We start from the raw sequence: 16,465 nt of genomic DNA on the forward strand, positions 1-16,465 counted from the left end.
AGGGGGTATATGGTGGGGTGTGAAGCTGCTCTCAGCGGAAGTCCCGGGACTTCGTCGGCATCCGCAGGTCCATCAACTGGAGATGGTCCGCGACGATCGTCACCGCGCCCTCCGCGTTCTGCACCCGCCCGCGCACCAGCAGCGCCGGGGCACTGTTCGCGAGCCTGCGATACTTCGCCCACAGGCCAACCGAGCACACGACGTTGACCATTCCGGTCTCGTCCTCGAGATTGACGAAGGTCACCCCGGCGGCCGTCGCGGGACGCTGGCGGTGCGTGACCGCTCCCCCGACCAGCACCCGGTCCCCGTCGGGGACGTCCAGCAGTCGCGACGCGGGAATCACCCCGAGGGCCTCGAGCTGTGGGCGCAGGAACTCGGTCGGATAGGTGTCCGGCGAGATCCCGGTGGCCCACACGTCGGCGGCGGCGAGTTCGATGTCGCTCATGCCGGGCAGCGTCGGCGCCCGTGTCGACGCCCCCATTCCCGGCAACCGGTCCGGGCGCTCCCCCGCCGCGGCACCCGCCGCCCACAGCGCCTCCCGCCGCGAGATCCCGAAGCAGCCCAGTGCCCCGGACGTGGCCAGCGACTCGGCCTGCGCCGTGCTCAGTTCCACCCGCCCGGTCAGGTTCAGGAACGAGGTGAACGGCCCGTCCTCGTCGCGGGCCGCGACGATCCGCTCGGCCAACGCGGTCCCGATGTTGCGGACCTCCCCCAACCCCAGCCGCACCTCGGTGCCGGCCGCCTCCACCGTCGCGTGCGGGAGGCTCGCGTTGACGTCCGCCCCGTGCACCGTCACCCCGTGCCGCCGGGCGTCGGCCACCAGCGACTGCGGCGAGTAGAAGCCCATCGGCTGCGCCCGCAGCAGCCCGGCACAGAACGCCGCCGGATGGTGCAGCTTGAACCACGACGAGTAGAAGACCAGCGACGCGAAGCTCTGCGAATGACTCTCGGGGAAACCGAAGTTCGCGAACGCGTACAGCTTCTCGTAGATCCGGTCGGCCACCTCGCCGGTGATGCCGTGCAGCTCCCGCATGCCGTCGTAGAGCCGCCCGCGCAGGCGTTCCATCTTCTCCGGTGAGCGCTTGGACCCCATCGCCCGCCGCAATTGGTCGGCCTCGGCGGCGGTGAATCCGGCGACGTCGACGGCCATCTGCATGAGCTGCTCCTGGAACAGCGGAACCCCCAGCGTCCGTTCCAGTGCCTTCTCGAGACACGGATGGTCGTACGTGACGGGTTCGCGGCCGTTGCGGCGTCGGATGTAGGGGTGCACCGAGCCGCCCTGGATCGGCCCGGGGCGGATCAGCGCGACCTCCACGACGAGGTCGTAGAAGTTGCGGGGCTTCAGCCGCGGCAGCGTCGCCATCTGGGCGCGGGACTCCACCTGGAACACGCCCACCGAGTCGGCCCGCTGCAGCATCTCGTACACCGCCTGCTCGGACAGGTCGAGTTGCGCCAGGTCCACGGCGATCCCCTTGTGCTCGGCGACCAGGTCGATCATGTAGTGCAGCGCCGAGAGCATGCCGAGGCCCAGCAGGTCGAACTTCACCAGTCCCACTGCGGCGCAGTCGTCCTTGTCCCACTGCAGGACGCTGCGGTTCTCCATGTGCGCCCATTCCACCGGGCACACGTCGGCGATGGGCCGGTCGCAGATCACCATGCCGCCGGAGTGGATCCCGAGGTGTCGTGGGAAGCCCTCGATCTGGGCGGCCAACTCCAGGACCGCCGAGGGGATGTCGGTGCCGGTCTCCGCGCCGACACCGCTCCACCTGCTGACCTGTTTGCTCCACGCGTCCTGCTGCCCCTGCGAGAAGCCGAGCGCGCGGGCCATGTCCCGCACCGACGACCTGCCCCGGTAGGTGATGACGTTGGCGACCTGCGCGGCGTACTCGCGGCCGTACTTGGTGTAGACGTGCTGGATGGCCTCCTCCCGGCGGTCGGATTCGATGTCGACGTCGATGTCGGGCGGGCCGTCGCGTTCGGGCGAGAGGAACCGTTCGAACAGCAACTGGTTGCGCACCGGGTCCACGTTGGTGATGCCGATCGCGTAGCAGACGGCCGAGTTGGCCGCCGATCCTCTTCCCTGACAGAGGATGTCGTTGTCCTTGCAGAACGAGACGATGTCGTGGACCACGAGGAAGTACCCGGGAAAGTTGAGCCTCTCGATGATTCCGAGTTCGTGTTCGATCTGCTCGTAGGCGGCCGAATTCGATGACGGCGGCCCGTAACGCCGACGCGCACCCCGCATGGCGAGCTCACGCAGCCAACTCGCCTCGGTGTGCCCGTCCGGGACGTCGAACGGCGGCAGTTGCGGCGCGATCAGCCGCAGGTCGAACGCGCACTCGAGCCCCAACTCGGCCGCACCCGACACGGCTTGCGGGTACTGCGCGAACAGTCGCGCCATCTCCACCCCCGACCGCAGGTGCGCGCCGCCGGTGGGAGCGAGCCAGCCCGCCGCCTCGTCGAGACTCTGCCGGGCCCGCACCGCGGCCATCGCCATCGCGAGCCGTCGCCGTGACGGTCCCGCGAAGTGCGCAGCCGTGGAGGCGATCACGGAAAGGCCTTGCCGCCCGGCCAGTTCTGCGAGCCGCGCGTTGATCTCGTCGTCCTCCGGCAGCCCACGATGCGTCAGTTCGACCGTCACCCGATCCGCACCGAAGCGGTCGACGAGATCATGTAGGGCGGCGGCGGCCGCTTCGGGGCCACCCGCCGCGAGCGCGCTCCGCACGTGACCCTTGCGGCAGCCGGTGAGGATCTGCCAGTGCCCGCCGGCGGCCTCCGTGAGCGCGTCGTAGTCGTAGCGCGGCTTGCCCTTCTCACCGCCGGCCAGGTGCGCGGCCGCGATCTGACGGGACAGTCGCCGGTAGCCCTCCTGCCCGCGCGCCAGCACCAGCAGGTGGGTACCGTCCGGATCGGGGATGCCGGTACGCGGCGCCGCGTCGAGCGACAACTCGGCCCCGAACACCGTCCGCATGTTCAGTTCCTTCGCGGCCTCGGCGAATCGGACCACCCCGTACAGCCCGTCGTGGTCCGTCAGCGCGATCGCGTCGAGACCGAGCCTCACCGCCTCCTCCACCAACTCCTCGGGCGGGCTGGCACCGTCGAGGAAGCTGAAGGCCGAGTGCGTGTGCAGTTCCGCGTAGGGAACGGTGGCACCGACGGGCCGGGACGTCGCCCCTCGATAGTCTCCGCGCTTACGGGACCACGCGGGACTGTCGCCGCCGTCGCCCGGGAACTCCGAATCCCGACGCGGCCGCCCCGACAGCACCCGCTCCATCTCCGCCCACGTCGGCGGACCGTTGCCCCATCCCATCCCTCTGCAGCCTTCCCGCAGGCACCAGCCCGCACATCAGGGAAGATGCCGACGAGGAAGACGCATCTTTCGAACTCGTGTTCGATTGATTCGAGTCTGACACGTGCGCCCGGCGGGGTCAACGCGGACCCAGCCGGGCAACCGCCTATTTCCGGTCGAGGCTGCGATAGGTGATGGTCTCGAAGTCGAGATAGCCCCCTATCGACGCCGGGTCGACGAACGGCAGGATCTGCGTCGCCCAGAATCCGGCGATACCGCTGCGTCGGTCGATCCAGTAGTAGAGGTTCGCGAGCCCGGCCCAGCCGAGAGACCCGGCCGGCCGGCCCGTCGGCGCGTCCTCGTCGTTGACCATGAACGTGTACGCCCACGACTTGCGCCGGCCGGGGAAGAACTCCGCGTCGTGCGAGAGTTCGGGCTCGACGCCGGGCAGCATCGTCACCTGCTGACCGTCCAACCCGTTCAGCACGGCCTGCCGCACAGTGTCCGGAGCGAGGACACGCCCGTGCTCGCCCGCCCCGTCACCGAGCCACATGCGGAGGAACTTCGTGTAGTCACCGGCCGTCGAGTAGAGCCCGTGCCCACCCATGTGCACCTCGGGATCCTGCGGCAGCACCAGATCCAGCGGTTCCAGGGTCCCGTCGGGCCGGCGTTGGTGGATCGTGGCGCGACGCGAGTTCATCGTCGGGTCGAGTGTGAACGCGGTGTCCGTCATCCCCAGCGGGGCGAAGATGCGTTCGGCCATCACGTCACCCAACCGCTCACCTCTGACAGCCTCGACCACGAGGCCGGCCCAGTCGATGTTCGAACCGTACTGCCAGCGTTCACCGGGCTCGAACAGCAGCGGCGTCTCCAACGACGCCCGGGTCCCGGTGATGATGCTGGGCTGACCGTGCTCGACCGCCAGGCGGTGGTAGGTCTCGTCGAAGAAGGAGTATCCGAGTCCCGCGGTGTGCAGCAACAGCATGCGCGTGGTGATCTCACGCCGGGGCGCCCGCAGCACCGGGGCCCCCGACGCATCGAACCCGTCGATCACCTGGAGCTTTCCGATCTCCGGGAGGTAACGTGCTGCCGGCGCATCCAGGTCGACGAGCCCCTCCTCCACGCACTGCAGCACGGCGGTGCCGGTGATCGCCTTCGTCGTCGAGAACATCGCGAAGACCGTGTCGAGGGTCATCGGCTGCTGTGTGTCACCGACCGATCGGAGCCCGGCCGCACCCTCGAACACGGTGCCGTTCCGGTCCGTCAGCATCGCGACCACACCGGGCACCTGCCCGGCACCGCCGGCCGCCGTCACGTCACGCAGGACGGCGTTCAGTTCCGAATCACGTTGGCCCATGGTTTTTCTCCTGTCGGCGAGAAGTCGTTGCAGGAGAGCAACCTACGAGGATCTGCGCGGCACCCATGTCCCCGATCGGCAACACCCGTCCCGAATCGGCAGCCGTTCGTGAGCCGCGTCACCCCTGCGCGCGACTCAGGGTGTCCGACGGATTCTCGCCGAATCGCCGCCGGTAGGCGGCTGCGAACACACCCATGTTCACGTACCCCCACGCACCGGCGGCGGCAGCGACCGTGGATGTCGACGACGACAGTTCTCGCCGCACCCCCTGCAACCGCTGCTCCCGCAGACAGTCTCGCGGCGTGATCCCGAGGTACTCACGGAACGCGCCGGACAGGGCACGCACGCTGACACCGACCGACCCCGCAACCTCCGACACGGTCGGTAGGTCCTGCGCATTGTCCTCGATGTAGCGCACGGCGCGCCGGACATAGCCCGGGGCACGCACACCGCTGGTCGACACCGGATCGATGCCGGCGTCGGCGGCCCACTCGGCGAGCAGCTGCGCGGCGATCAGTTCCTGCAGGTTCAGCCGGACACGTTCGTGATCGACCAGGTTCCGTGCACTCGACAGGGTGCGAGTGACGTACTCCATCAACCCGAGCCACGGGCCGCCCGGCCCACCGATGACGCACTTGTGCCGCCACAATCGGTCGTCGGGCATCCACCCCCACCAGCTCAGTGCCAGATCGGCGAGCATTCGGTGCGGAATCGTGAGGTTCAGTTGCAGGTGCGCGGCGTCCGCGTCGAACCGGTAGTCGACCCGACTGCAGTCGGCGACGAAGGTCTCCCCGGTCGTCAGATCGACACTCGACTTCGCAGTGATCTCGTGCCGCGTCCACCCGGCGAGTGTGGTGAGCACCAGGATGTTGCCCGCCTCCGGGGCGAACTCGCCGATCGTCACCGGGATTCCGTAGCTGAACCGGGTCAACGTCATCTCACCGATCTCCGCCGAGAACATGCTGGACGCAGGGGCGAGCGCGCGGCCGACCGGTCGCACCTCGTACGGCATGTAGACCGCGTCCGACCACTGCTTGATCTCGTCCCAGTCGGTGACCAGTCCCGCCGCCCGCTCATCGCGGGTCCGGGGATCGAATGTCGATGACACACCGGGAGCATAGGCAGCTTCGCCCCGACCGGGAACCTCCTCGGCGTCCCGGCGCCGTTCGCGGATCAGGAATCGGCGATCCACGTGTCCCAGGCAGGCCGGGTCAGTTCTGCGAGCTCCCGGTACCCACCGCTGTCCGGGTGTGCGCCGTCGCCGTTGCGTACCTCCTCCGCCCAGACCGCGTTGCCCGACAACTCCGCGAACACCGCGACGTACGGCACCCCGGCACCGAGGCACACGTCGGCGAAGGATCGGTCCAATCGTGCCGTCCGCTCGTTCTGCCCGACGTCCGCGATCGGCGGCGGTCCGACGACCAGCGCCCGCCACCCGACGCTGCCGCATTCCTTCAGTACCGCGGCCAGATTCTCCACGGACCGGGCAGGGTCGACCCGCACCGATCCGTTCTCGACGGTCGTGTCGTTGACGCCGAACGAGAACACCACGCGCCCTTCGCAACCGGACGGCAGTCGGGGCGTGCACTCCCCCAGCCAGCGGTCGCGGATCTCGCTCGACGTCTGCCGGCGCACCCCGAGGTTGTAGGCCGTCAGACCCGCCCGCGCCGTTCCCGCCGCGAGTCGGCCCGCCCACCCCAGGTACTCGGAATCACCGACCCCCGCAACGAAGGAGTCGCCGACGAAACACACCCGCACATCATTCATAGCCATGATGATGTCAGCGTCGACGTCCGAACCAACCCCGCTTGCGCTTGCTCTGCCCGGCATCGAACCTCAGCCGTAGGACGGTGCGTTCGGGATCGATGTCGCTCGGGGCGTGATCGACGACGATCTCGGCGACCTCGGTGCTCCCGATCGTGTCGCCGTCGTTGATGACGGGGCCTTCCTCGAGAAGGTACGAGGTGATGCCGGTGAGACGGTCGAACGTGTCGCCGGCGGACTCGGGGGTGTCCGGGATCTCGATGTCCGGGAGGTCGAGCATGTCGAGACCTCGTGTGTGACCGGTCATCACGCCGTCGGGGCGCCGGCCGACGTTGATCGCGACCCAGGCGAGCAACGGCGGCTCGGGCAGCACGTCCTTCACGAGGTCACGGAACAGTGCGGGCAGGATGATGTGATTCGCACTGCCGAAGTACACGGCGCGGATGGTGCCGCTGAGCGCGACGAGCGACGCGACGACACGGGACAACAACACCGCGTCCGCGATCGCGTCCTCGTCGGCGCTTCCCGGACGGAGCACGGTGACGATCGTGTGCGCGGTGTAGTCGGTAGGAGCGGGCACCTCCTTCGGCCACAGCCGACTGTGCCCGGCGATGTCGGCGACGTCGTCGCCCACCGGGGAAGGAACCGTGAGCAGCGCAATCATCCTGCCGTCCAGGTCGAGACACACCGGCCCGTCCCGGTCTGCGGACTCGTCCCGATCGACGGCAAGGCCGGAGAGTTCGACGTCCGGCCAGTCCAGCCGCATTTGCGCGGTGAGCGCTTCGGCAGTGACGTCGGCGTCGAGCCGGTCCCGGAACAGCATCGCGAGCGCGGGCATGGGCTCCCTCGGAGAATCGTGTGCGTATTGACGCGATCGGCGACCGCACGGGATGCTTCCAGGACCGCGTCGCGCTACACCCTATCCGCGGACCGGACATCCTCGACATTCTGCCCACGCGGCGGACAGCCGACGACCCCGCGACCGAATCAGTCGAACCCGAACCACGAATCCGGCGCGAACACCTCGTAGTGGACCTTCTCCGGCGAAATACCTTTGACGACAGCGATCCTGCGAACCTGTCGCATGAATCGCGGTGATCCGCACAGGTATACCTCAGCGCCGCTGTCCCATTCGCGGTCACGCAGAAGTGGCACCGCCTCCTCCGCGTCGTCGACGTAGTACGTCTCGAGCCACGAATAGCCGGGATACGCCTCGAGGAGACCGAGGATTCGATTCCGATGAGCGAACGACTGCTCGTCCTTGTCGACGTGCACCACATAGACCGGCCGGGTGTCCCGCACGGCGATCATCTCCTGCAGGATCGCGACGGTCAGCGACGAGCCGACACCGGACGAGCCGAGCACGACCGGGTTGTCGTTCCGGACCGGGTACGCGGTCCCGGACGGGATGGACACCACCAGCGGATATCCGATCCCGGCCTCGGCGATCAGCTTGTTCGACACCAGACCGCCCGGCATGGGGTCGACGGTAATCTCCCACGTGTCCGGCTCGTCCCCCGACATCACCGTGTACTGACGGATCTGCCGAGCGCCGTCGCCGACGATCATTGCGACCGAAATATACTGTCCAGCAGAATAGTTCACCATCGAAACACCCGTACCGCCTGCCAGCGTGAACGTCCACACTCCCGGCGCGACCTCATGGCGACCGACCACCGTGAGCACATGCCACACGCGTCCTGCCGCAACCTCGGCCCGGTCGTACATCGCCGCTTCCTGCGCGATCAGCGAGTCGGCCATCAGCCAGTACACCTCGTCCCAGGCAGCCGCGACCTCCGGGGTCACGGCGTCACCGAGCACGTCGCCGATGGCCCTGAACAGCGCCCGGTGCACCAGGTCGTAGTGCACCCGCGAGATACCCAGGGACGCATGCTTCGCGGCGATCCGCGACATCACCCGGTCGACCGGCGGTGCATCCTCGGTGACCAGCAGGGTGGCGAACGCCGCGATCGAACCGGCCAGGGCCTTCTGCTGCTCGCCGTTCGCCTGATTGGACCTGTTGAACAGGTCGGACTCCAGCGCGGGCACCCCGTCGAACAGATGACGGTAGAAGACCTCACTGATCTCCCCCAGGTGCTCCCCCACCACCGGCAACGTAGCCTCGATGATCGGAAGCGAGTCCGGCGACAGCAGAGACGAATTCGGTGCGGACGCCCTCCCGGTTCCGGTGTCGCCGGCGCCCACGACGACGGAGGGCGCGACAGTGGAGATGCCGACGGGGGCGACTACGATAGACATGAGGAAATCAGAGACCTTTCGGGACCGACCGGTTACCGCAATACAGCATCACCGATCCCCCCACGACAGGCAATTTGTGAAGTTCGGGGCAATTGCCCGGTTTAGATCGGCCTGAGCGCCCACTCTTCGTCCTGATCCGCGGGATCCCGTCTCGAACCCGCGGGAACGGGCGCTCAGGCCGACAGGATCAGCCGTTCACCGGCGTGTGTTATCCAGAAGCCATGAGCGCAGGTTCCCCCGAATCAGAGTCAGCTTCCGGCACGCAGTTTCCGATCGGCACGACGACCGCGACCATCCGGGCGATGGCGGCAGGGCTCGCGCCGAGCGAACGCCGCGTCGCCGACGTGTGCGTGGAGCGGCCGCGCGAGGTGGCGTGGTGGTCCGCGGCGGATCTCGCGGAGGCGGCATCGACGTCGACCGCGACCGTGGTGCGCGCGTGCCAGAATCTCGGTTTCACCGGCTTCCAGCACGTCCGGATGCTGCTGCTGCGCGACCTCGGCGCGGAGACCTCCACGACGCCGCAGGACGCCTCGCCGCCGGGCAGCATCGGCGTGCTGCAGGCGATCGTCTCGGAGGTCGGTTCGGACCTGTCCGGAGGTCTGGCGCCGCTGTCGGAGAAGTCCTTCGACGACACGGTGCGCGTACTCGCGAACGCGCGGCGAATCTTCGTCGTCGCGAACGGCGGCTCGGCACCGGCAGCCGCCGCCTTCGCGGTTCGGATGCTGGTCAACGGCAGGATCGCCGAGGCACCCACCGACACCGTCGTCCAACTGTTCGCGGCGCGGACCCTGACCGCCGACGACGTCTGCGTCGCGGTCAGCGACTCGGGCATGAACGCGTACACGATCGACGCGACGAGGGCCGCCCGCGCGGCCGGCGCGTACGTCGTCGGCGTGACCGGCCATGCCCGGTCCACGTTGGTCGAACTGTCGGACTCCGCGCTGGTGATCGGGAACGGGTCGGGCCCGTACGCCGGGCACGGGGTGTCGGCGACAATCATCCAGCTGACGTTCCTGTTGGGGCTACAGGTCGCGGTGTCCGAGGTCGACGGGGCGACCACCGACGCCGCCACGAAGAGCCTGGAACACTTTGCCGCCCTGATGAATCCGCCGATCATCGAGAACGAGCCGACGGACCGCATCTAGCCCACCAAACCTCATCGTTCGTTGCTGGACCATTCAGTTCACGTTCACCTTCGACTGGCTAACTACTCGATGTAATGAGAATTCCGAATCGAGCCGATTCGGGTAATCACGTTTCATCGGGAGAGGGTCATGGGCAGTATTCGAATCGAGGGCCTGGGCAGGAGCTTCGGCGGCGTCACCGCCGTCGACGACATCTCGATGGAGATCCAGGACGGCGACTTCCTGGTGCTCCTGGGCCCCTCAGGCTGCGGCAAGACCACGCTCCTCCGAATGATCGCCGGACTGCTGGAGCCGACCAGCGGACGCATCGTCCTCGACGGCGAGGACATCACCTCGGCGCCCGCGCGCAAGCGTGACGTCGCGATGGTCTTTCAGAATTACGCGCTCTACCCGCACCTGTCGGTGGCCCGCAATCTCGGTTTCCCGCTCAAGGTGCGGAAGGTCGAGAAGAGTCAGGCCGCGGAACGGGTCGACGAGGTCGCGCGCCAACTCGAGATCGCGCACCTGCTCGACCGGAAGCCGAAGGAACTGTCGGGCGGCCAGCGACAGCGCGTGGCCGTCGGGCGCGCGATCGTCCGCAATCCCAAGGCGTTCCTGATGGACGAACCCCTGTCCAACCTGGACGCCAAGCTGCGGACCGCGACACGACGCGAACTCACCGACCTGCACCGACGACTCGGCGCGACGTTCGTGTACGTCACCCACGACCAGGTCGAGGCGATGACGATGGCGACCCGGATCGCGCTCCTCAACGGTGGCGCCGTCGAACAGATCGGCACCCCGGAGGAGGTCTACGACCGCCCGGCCTCGGTGTTCGTCGCCGGCTTCCTCGGCAGCCCCGCGATGAACCTGCTCGACGCCACGGTCCGCACCGTCGACGGCGCCGTGTGCGCCCTCGCCCCCGGCATGCGTGCGGACCTGTGGCCGGGCGAGACCGAGGACCTCGACGTGGTCCTCGGCATCCGTCCCGAACACCTTCGCGTCGGCGACAACACCGAATCCGTATGCCTCACCGCGACTGTCGATTCCGTCGAGAACCTCGGCAGCGAGGAGATCGCGTACTGCACGGTCGGCGACACGACGGTGTGTGTCCGGTCCCCGCGGCCGATCGCGATGAAGCCCTTGCAGATCCTCACCCTGACCGCCGATCCGCAACACGTGCACCTGTTCGACCGCGCGAGCGGTCGGCGAATCGAGTGGATCGATGTACCCCAGCACACCGACGTTCCTGTTTCTTCAGCTAGGAGCTTGACCCATGCGTAGACGCACCACCGGCCTGGCGCTGCTGTCGCTGGCCGCCCTCACCCTCACCGGATGCGCCACCGGCGCCGGCGCCTCGAGTTCGTCGTCCGACGGCGTCGTGCCCGAACTCGACCCCGACCAGAAGGTCGAGATCACCTTCGAGTCCTACAACCTGACACAGGCAGGTCCGTGGACGGACACCATCACCGGATTGATCGCCGACTTCGAGGCCGAACATCCCAACATCGATGTCAAACCCCAACCACCGCAAGGAACATCGGCCGCGGGAAGCGGAACGGCGAGCAGCGTGCAGACCCAGTTGCTCGCCGGAACCCCGCCCGACGTGGCGCAGTTGACCTTCGACACGCTCGACTTCGCCGTCAACGAGCTGGGTGCCCGTTCCCTCGACTCGATGGTCGGCGCCGATGCCGTCGACGAGCATCTCGCAGGCGCGCACCCCTATCACCCGCGGGCCGCGACCCTCGGCGACTGGGAGGGCCAGACGTACGGCATGCCGTACGTCTTCTCCACCCCGGTCCTGTTCTACAACGCCACCGCGTTCCAGAAGGCGGGCCTGCCGGCCGACACCGAACTGTCGACGTGGACCGATGTCGCGGCGGCCGCGAAGAAGATCACCGCGACGACAGGCAAGCCGGCGCTGACGATCTCGTGCGCGGTCAAGGGCGGCAACTGGTGCATGCAGGGACTGTTCCGGTCGGCCGGCGGCAATGTGCTGTCCGAGGACCGCAGCACCGTCGAGTTCGCGAGCGACGATTCGCTCGCGGCGGTGCAGATGCTGCGCGACCTGTACGACCAGGGCGTGCTCGCCAACCAGGACTCGGCGGGCCAGATGGAGAGCTTCATGAAGGGCGACAGCTCGATCCAGCTGCAGTCCTCGGCGGTCCAGGGCATGCTGCTGGGCGCGTCGAAGGCCGCCGGCTGGGAACTGCGGGCCGCGGCGATGCCCGCGTTCGCCGGCGGCGAGGCGGTGCCCACCAACTCCGGCTCGGCGCTGTTCGTGTTCTCCCAGGATCCCGCGAAGCAGCGCGCATCGTGGGAGCTGATCAAGTTCATGACGAGCGATCACGCGTACACCGAGATCTCGTCCAAGATCGGCTACCTGCCGCTGCGCACGTCGCTGACCACCGACCCCACGGCACTGAAGGCCTGGGCCGACGGCAACCCGCTCCTCGCCCCCAATCTCAAGCAGTTGGACCGGCTCGAGCCGTGGCAGTCCTACCCGGGCAACAGCTACGTTCAGATCGACGACATCCTCGCCACCGCGATCGAGGAGTCGGTCTTCTACGGCAAGGACCCCGCCTCCACGATGGCCGCTGCCCAGCAGCGCGCCCAGGACCTGATCGGCTGAGTGAAACGAACATGACGACCAACCTCGACCGCACCCCGTCCCGCCGCCTCCCGGCCCGCGGTGTGCACAACCTCCGCGATGTCGGCGGATATCCGACAGTGTCGAACCTGACGACCAAGTGGGGCAAGCTCTTCCGCTCGGACGCCCTGCACGGAATCGACGCCGACGGCCGGGCCGAACTGGCGGGCCGCGGCCTGGCGCTCGTCATCGACCTGCGGGAGACGGACGAACGGACCAGCGCACCGAACGCACTCGACGGCGTCGGGCACCGCGAGGTGCACCTGCCCGTCTACCGCGACGGACTCGGCACCCGCGGCGCGACCTACACCGCCGAGACCCTAGACCTCGGCGGGATCTACACCTGGATGCTCGACGACCACGGCGCCGCCCTGACCGACGCCGTCCGCCTCATCGCCGACTCCGGAAGCGACCCGGTCCTGGTGCACTGCACCGCCGGCAAGGACCGCACCGGCCTTGTGATCGCCCTGGCCCTGGCGGCCGTCGGCGTCGACGACCGCGACATCGCCGCCGACTACTCCCTGTCCGAGCTGATGCTGGCCGGCGAGTGGGTGGACGCGATGACCGCCGTGATGGCGGCGCGCGGCCTGCCCGCCGGAACCGACATCACCCAGATCGTCGCCTCCAGCCCGGCCCCCCTGATGCTCGCCACACTCGCGTCACTGCGCGAGCGCCACGGCGACGTGCCCGGCTACCTGCGCGCGCACGGCATGACCGACACCGAACTCGACAATCTGCGCGTCTGCCTCCTCGGCTGACCCCCACCCTCACGAACCCGAAGGAAGACAACCATGTCCACGAACGGACAGTACGGCGCCACCGAACACTTCGTCCTGCACATCAGCGACACCCACTTCGTCGGCGACGGCGAGTTGCTCCACGGCAGCGTCGACAGCGACGCCAACCTGGGCCGCCTGTTCGACCGCCTCGACCGCGCCGGGCAGCGACCCGAGGCGATCGTGTTCACCGGCGACCTCGCCGACGCCGGCAACCCGCAGGCGTACGCCCGACTGCGGGACATGGTCGAGCCGGCGGCGGAGAAGCTGGGCGCCCAGGTGATCTGGGTGATCGGCAACCACGACAGCCGGCCCGAGTTCCGCGCGGGCCTGCTCGGCACCGAGCCCACACAGGAGTCGGTGGACATGGTCCACGACATCGACGGCCTGCGGATCATCGCGCTCGACAGCACCGTTCCCGGCCACCATCACGGCGAGATCACCGACGAGCAGATCGATTGGCTCCGTGATGTTCTCGCGACTCCTGCCCCGCACGGCACGCTGCTGGCGCTGCATCACCCGCCGGTGCCGAGCCCGCTGGAACTGCTCGAGTCCGTCGAACTGCGCGACCAGCACCGGCTCGAGGACGTGCTGCGCGGCACCGACGTCCGCGGCATCCTCGGCGGCCACCTGCACTACTCGACCACCTGCACCTTCGCAGGCATCCCGGTGTCCGTCGCATCGGCCACCTGCTACACCCAGGACCTGTTCCCTGCGGGCGGCGGCATGCGCGGCCAGGACAGCGGGCAGTCGTTCAACCTGGTGCACGTGTACTCCGACCGGATCCTGCACACCGTCGTACCGGTCGAGGAGGGCCCGACGCTGTACGAGGTGACGATGGAGCAGCTGCGCTACTACCAGTCGCTGTCCCCCGAGGAGCAGCTCGCGGTCATGGCCGACGCGTCGAACCACTGATCCGACCCCGAAACCGATTGCGAGTATTCGATGTTCGTCGAAGTTCCGGCGAGCGCTGAGCCGCGGAGCGTCACCCCGGCCCTGCCTGTGCAGGCAGGGCCGGGGTGGCGGTCACGCGCAGCACGGCGCGCCATCCCCTACATGTTCCTGCTGCCCGCGGTCGTCCTGCTCGTGATGTGGACCTACAAGCCGCTCGCCGAGACGGTGGGGCTGTCGTTCTACAAATGGAACATGATCCCGACCAGCCCGAAGACGCCGGTCGGCCTGGACAACTACGTCACCGTGCTCTCGCTCCCCGAACTGCACCAGGCACTGTGGAACACCGCCCTCTACATCGGCGCGTTCATGGTGTTCTCCCTGGTTCTCCCGCTCGCGATCGCGCTCCTGTCCGCCCGGGTGAGCGGCCGGGCCCGCACGTTCTACCAAGCGCTGATCTTCGTCCCGTTCCTCGTGACTCCCGTTGCGAGCAGCGCCATCTGGCGCTGGCTGTTCAATCCCGACAACGGCATGATCGCCCGCATCTCGGCGACGATGGGTCACGACCTCGGCAACGTGTTCCGTGATCCGAAGCTCGCGCTGATCGGCGTGGTCGTGATCGTCGGATGGCAGATGCTCGGCTTCGGCGTTCTCGTCATCTCTGCGGGAATGGCGGGGATCAGCCCCGACTACGGCCACGCGGCCGCGCTCGACGGCGCCACGCCGTCGACGATCACGCGCCGGATCACGCTGCCGCTGCTCTCCCCCACCCTGCTGTTCCTGGCGATGATGACGATCCTGCTCAGCGCGCAGTGGACCTACCCGGTGATCGACGTCCTCACGCAGGGCGGACCCAGCGGCTCCTCGACCAACATCTACTACCTGTTGTACGAGTTCGGTTTCCGCAACTTCGATGCCGGCATGTCGGCCGCCGCGGGCACCCTGTTCTTCCTCGGCTTCGGCGTCATCGCGCTCGTGTTCGTGCGGCTGACCGAGCGCCTGAGCTTCTACGACAACTAGGAACCAGTCATGGCCTTCGTCCTCCTCGACCCGCCCAAAGTGCCCACTGCAACCAACGCACCCACCGCGCCGTCCGGATCGCCCGAACCACAGCGCAGGAGCGGTCGCCGAGTCGCGCTCGGTCACGTGGCGCTCGCAGCGCTCGCGGTGTTCAGTGTCTTCCCGGTGTACTGGATGTTCGCCACCGCGTTCCGCCGACCGGAGGACACGTTGTCCGGCAGCCCGGTCCCGTGGCCGCTGAGTACCGAGAGCTTCCGGTACGTGTTCGACACCATCCCGATGCTGTCGATGCTCCTCAACACCTTCGCGATGGCGTTCGTGGTCGCGGTCAGTCAGCTACTGGTAGCCCTGCTCGCGTCGTACGCGTTCGCACGCTGGGACTTCGTCGGCAAGCGCCTGCTGTTCCTTCTGTTCGTCGGATCCTGGCTGGTGCCGTTCCAGGTCACGATGATCCCGAACTACCTGTTGATCTCGCAGATGGGCCTGCTCGACACCGTGGCCGGCGTGGTGATCCCCAACCTGTGCTCGGCGTTCGGCGTCATGCTGCTGCGCCAGCACATGGAGGCATTCCCGCGTGAGTTGCTCGACGCGAGCGAGATGGACGGGCAGGGTGCGTGGGCGTCGCTCTGGCGTGTGATCGTGCCGAACATGCGACCGGCACTCGCGGCCCTGGGCATCATGCTGTTCATCTCGGCGTGGAACGAGTACCTCTGGCCGTCGCTGATCCTGCGGAACTCCGATGCCCTGGTGCAGATCGGTATCCGCAGCTTCCTCGGCGCGGAGGGCAACAACTGGGGCGCGGTGATGGCCGCCTCCGGCATAGCATGTCTACCGATCTTCCTGATCTACATGTTCCTGCAGCGGCACGTCGTGGACGCCTTCGTGCGATCCGGGTTGAAGTGACCGGCGCCTGACAGCTCGGGTGGTCAAGCTCCGTGGCGGTAACGCGATTCGTAGGCGTCTCGTTCCTGGCCGAGTCGCTGTTGTTTGTGGGCGTTGAGCAGTTCCGGGTCGAGACCGTGGCTGACGAGGCGGTGTCGAAGGTAGATCGCCTTCAGCGCCAGCAGGAAGTACACGAAGGGCAGAAACAGCAACAGCACCATGCCGATTCGGATGATCCACGGTCCGGGGATCAACAGCAGGGCAACCAGGATCGGGACCAGCGGAACCAGACAACGGATCGCGTAGCGCCGGGTGGCGCCCGGCCCGGTGATGTCCCGGACAACCCACTCGTGCAGGTGGTCGGGAAGCGTCCTGCCCAGGATGTAGCCGAGGCGCTGACCGCCGGTGGGCGCCAGCGAACTCGGCCTCGCCGGAAATGTGCTGTGTGTCATC

14 protein-coding genes are annotated in these 16,465 nt (G+C 67.9%); 7 read left to right on the top strand and 7 right to left on the bottom strand.

Annotated elements, in window-relative coordinates; translation table 11 throughout:
* Positions 1-31 precede the first annotated feature (31 nt).
* The 6 genes from HUN07_RS19850 to HUN07_RS19875 form a co-directional block, all read right to left on the bottom strand.
* Entirely contained in the window at positions 32-3,310 is a 3,279-nt protein-coding gene (locus tag HUN07_RS19850; protein WP_217487150.1) for an error-prone DNA polymerase, read from the bottom strand.
* 145 nt (positions 3,311-3,455) lie between these two features.
* Positions 3,456-4,646 (bottom strand): serine hydrolase domain-containing protein, encoded by a 1,191-nt coding sequence (locus HUN07_RS19855; protein ID WP_174912152.1) that lies wholly within the window; start codon positions 4,644-4,646, stop codon positions 3,456-3,458.
* 118 nt (positions 4,647-4,764) lie between these two features.
* Complete coding sequence (locus tag HUN07_RS19860) at positions 4,765-5,754, bottom strand: AraC family transcriptional regulator (protein ID WP_114724232.1); 990 nt, start codon at positions 5,752-5,754, stop codon at positions 4,765-4,767.
* A gap of 65 nt (positions 5,755-5,819) precedes the next feature.
* A complete protein-coding gene (locus HUN07_RS19865) occupies positions 5,820-6,413 on the bottom strand; it encodes a GDSL-type esterase/lipase family protein (protein WP_254622610.1) in 594 nt (197 codons plus the stop codon).
* A 13-nt stretch (positions 6,414-6,426) separates the two neighbouring features.
* Positions 6,427-7,248, bottom strand: coding sequence for a DUF4261 domain-containing protein (locus tag HUN07_RS19870; RefSeq protein ID WP_174912158.1), 822 nt, complete (start codon positions 7,246-7,248; stop codon positions 6,427-6,429).
* 149 nt (positions 7,249-7,397) lie between these two features.
* Entirely contained in the window at positions 7,398-8,669 is a 1,272-nt protein-coding gene (locus tag HUN07_RS19875) for a globin domain-containing protein (RefSeq protein WP_254622611.1), read from the bottom strand.
* A gap of 221 nt (positions 8,670-8,890) precedes the next feature.
* Between HUN07_RS19875 and HUN07_RS19880 the strand changes: the two genes are divergently transcribed.
* From HUN07_RS19880 to HUN07_RS19910, 7 genes are all read left to right on the top strand, one after another.
* Positions 8,891-9,814, top strand: coding sequence for a MurR/RpiR family transcriptional regulator (locus HUN07_RS19880; RefSeq protein ID WP_174912160.1), 924 nt, complete (start codon positions 8,891-8,893; stop codon positions 9,812-9,814).
* A 129-nt stretch (positions 9,815-9,943) separates the two neighbouring features.
* On the top strand, positions 9,944-11,077 hold the full coding sequence (locus HUN07_RS19885; protein WP_174912163.1) for an ABC transporter ATP-binding protein: 1,134 nt from the start codon (positions 9,944-9,946) through the stop codon (positions 11,075-11,077).
* Positions 11,070-12,425 carry an ABC transporter substrate-binding protein gene (locus HUN07_RS19890; protein ID WP_174912166.1) on the top strand — a complete coding sequence of 452 codons (1,356 nt, stop codon included), beginning with the start codon at positions 11,070-11,072 and terminating at the stop codon, positions 12,423-12,425. Before HUN07_RS19885 ends, HUN07_RS19890 begins: the two co-directional genes overlap by 8 nt.
* An 11-nt stretch (positions 12,426-12,436) precedes the next feature.
* Positions 12,437-13,201, top strand: coding sequence for a tyrosine-protein phosphatase (locus tag HUN07_RS19895; RefSeq protein ID WP_174912169.1), 765 nt, complete (start codon positions 12,437-12,439; stop codon positions 13,199-13,201).
* Between the two features lie 33 nt (positions 13,202-13,234).
* Positions 13,235-14,134 (top strand): phosphodiesterase, encoded by a 900-nt coding sequence (locus tag HUN07_RS19900; protein WP_114724225.1) that lies wholly within the window; start codon positions 13,235-13,237, stop codon positions 14,132-14,134.
* Between the two features lie 30 nt (positions 14,135-14,164).
* A complete protein-coding gene (locus HUN07_RS19905; RefSeq protein ID WP_174912172.1) occupies positions 14,165-15,130 on the top strand; it encodes a carbohydrate ABC transporter permease in 966 nt (321 codons plus the stop codon).
* Between the two features lie 9 nt (positions 15,131-15,139).
* Positions 15,140-16,033 carry a carbohydrate ABC transporter permease gene (locus HUN07_RS19910; protein WP_114724223.1) on the top strand — a complete coding sequence of 298 codons (894 nt, stop codon included), beginning with the start codon at positions 15,140-15,142 and terminating at the stop codon, positions 16,031-16,033.
* A 23-nt stretch (positions 16,034-16,056) separates the two neighbouring features.
* On the opposite strand, the gene HUN07_RS19915 is transcribed toward HUN07_RS19910, so the two are convergent.
* Positions 16,057-16,464, bottom strand: coding sequence for a DUF5313 family protein (locus tag HUN07_RS19915; RefSeq protein WP_174912175.1), 408 nt, complete (start codon positions 16,462-16,464; stop codon positions 16,057-16,059).
* Position 16,465: the final 1 nt, after the last annotated feature.

The organism is Rhodococcus sp. W8901 (genome assembly GCF_013348805.1).
Taxonomy (GTDB): domain Bacteria; phylum Actinomycetota; class Actinomycetes; order Mycobacteriales; family Mycobacteriaceae; genus Prescottella.

Coding starts and splice junctions, on each gene's coding strand:
- HUN07_RS19865 (WP_254622610.1), bottom strand. CDS start 6,413: ATGAATGATGTGCGGGTGTGTTTCGTCGGCGACTCCTTCGTTGCGGGG.
- HUN07_RS19855 (WP_174912152.1), bottom strand. CDS start 4,646: ATGGGCCAACGTGATTCGGAACTGAACGCCGTCCTGCGTGACGTGACG.
- HUN07_RS19915 (WP_174912175.1), bottom strand. CDS start 16,464: ATGACACACAGCACATTTCCGGCGAGGCCGAGTTCGCTGGCGCCCACC.
- HUN07_RS19900 (WP_114724225.1), top strand. CDS start 13,235: ATGTCCACGAACGGACAGTACGGCGCCACCGAACACTTCGTCCTGCAC.
- HUN07_RS19895 (WP_174912169.1), top strand. CDS start 12,437: ATGACGACCAACCTCGACCGCACCCCGTCCCGCCGCCTCCCGGCCCGC.
- HUN07_RS19875 (WP_254622611.1), bottom strand. CDS start 8,669: ATGTCTATCGTAGTCGCCCCCGTCGGCATCTCCACTGTCGCGCCCTCC.
- HUN07_RS19885 (WP_174912163.1), top strand. CDS start 9,944: ATGGGCAGTATTCGAATCGAGGGCCTGGGCAGGAGCTTCGGCGGCGTC.
- HUN07_RS19870 (WP_174912158.1), bottom strand. CDS start 7,248: ATGCCCGCGCTCGCGATGCTGTTCCGGGACCGGCTCGACGCCGACGTC.
- HUN07_RS19880 (WP_174912160.1), top strand. CDS start 8,891: ATGAGCGCAGGTTCCCCCGAATCAGAGTCAGCTTCCGGCACGCAGTTT.
- HUN07_RS19850 (WP_217487150.1), bottom strand. CDS start 3,310: ATGGGATGGGGCAACGGTCCGCCGACGTGGGCGGAGATGGAGCGGGTG.
- HUN07_RS19910 (WP_114724223.1), top strand. CDS start 15,140: ATGGCCTTCGTCCTCCTCGACCCGCCCAAAGTGCCCACTGCAACCAAC.
- HUN07_RS19905 (WP_174912172.1), top strand. CDS start 14,165: ATGTTCGTCGAAGTTCCGGCGAGCGCTGAGCCGCGGAGCGTCACCCCG.
- HUN07_RS19890 (WP_174912166.1), top strand. CDS start 11,070: ATGCGTAGACGCACCACCGGCCTGGCGCTGCTGTCGCTGGCCGCCCTC.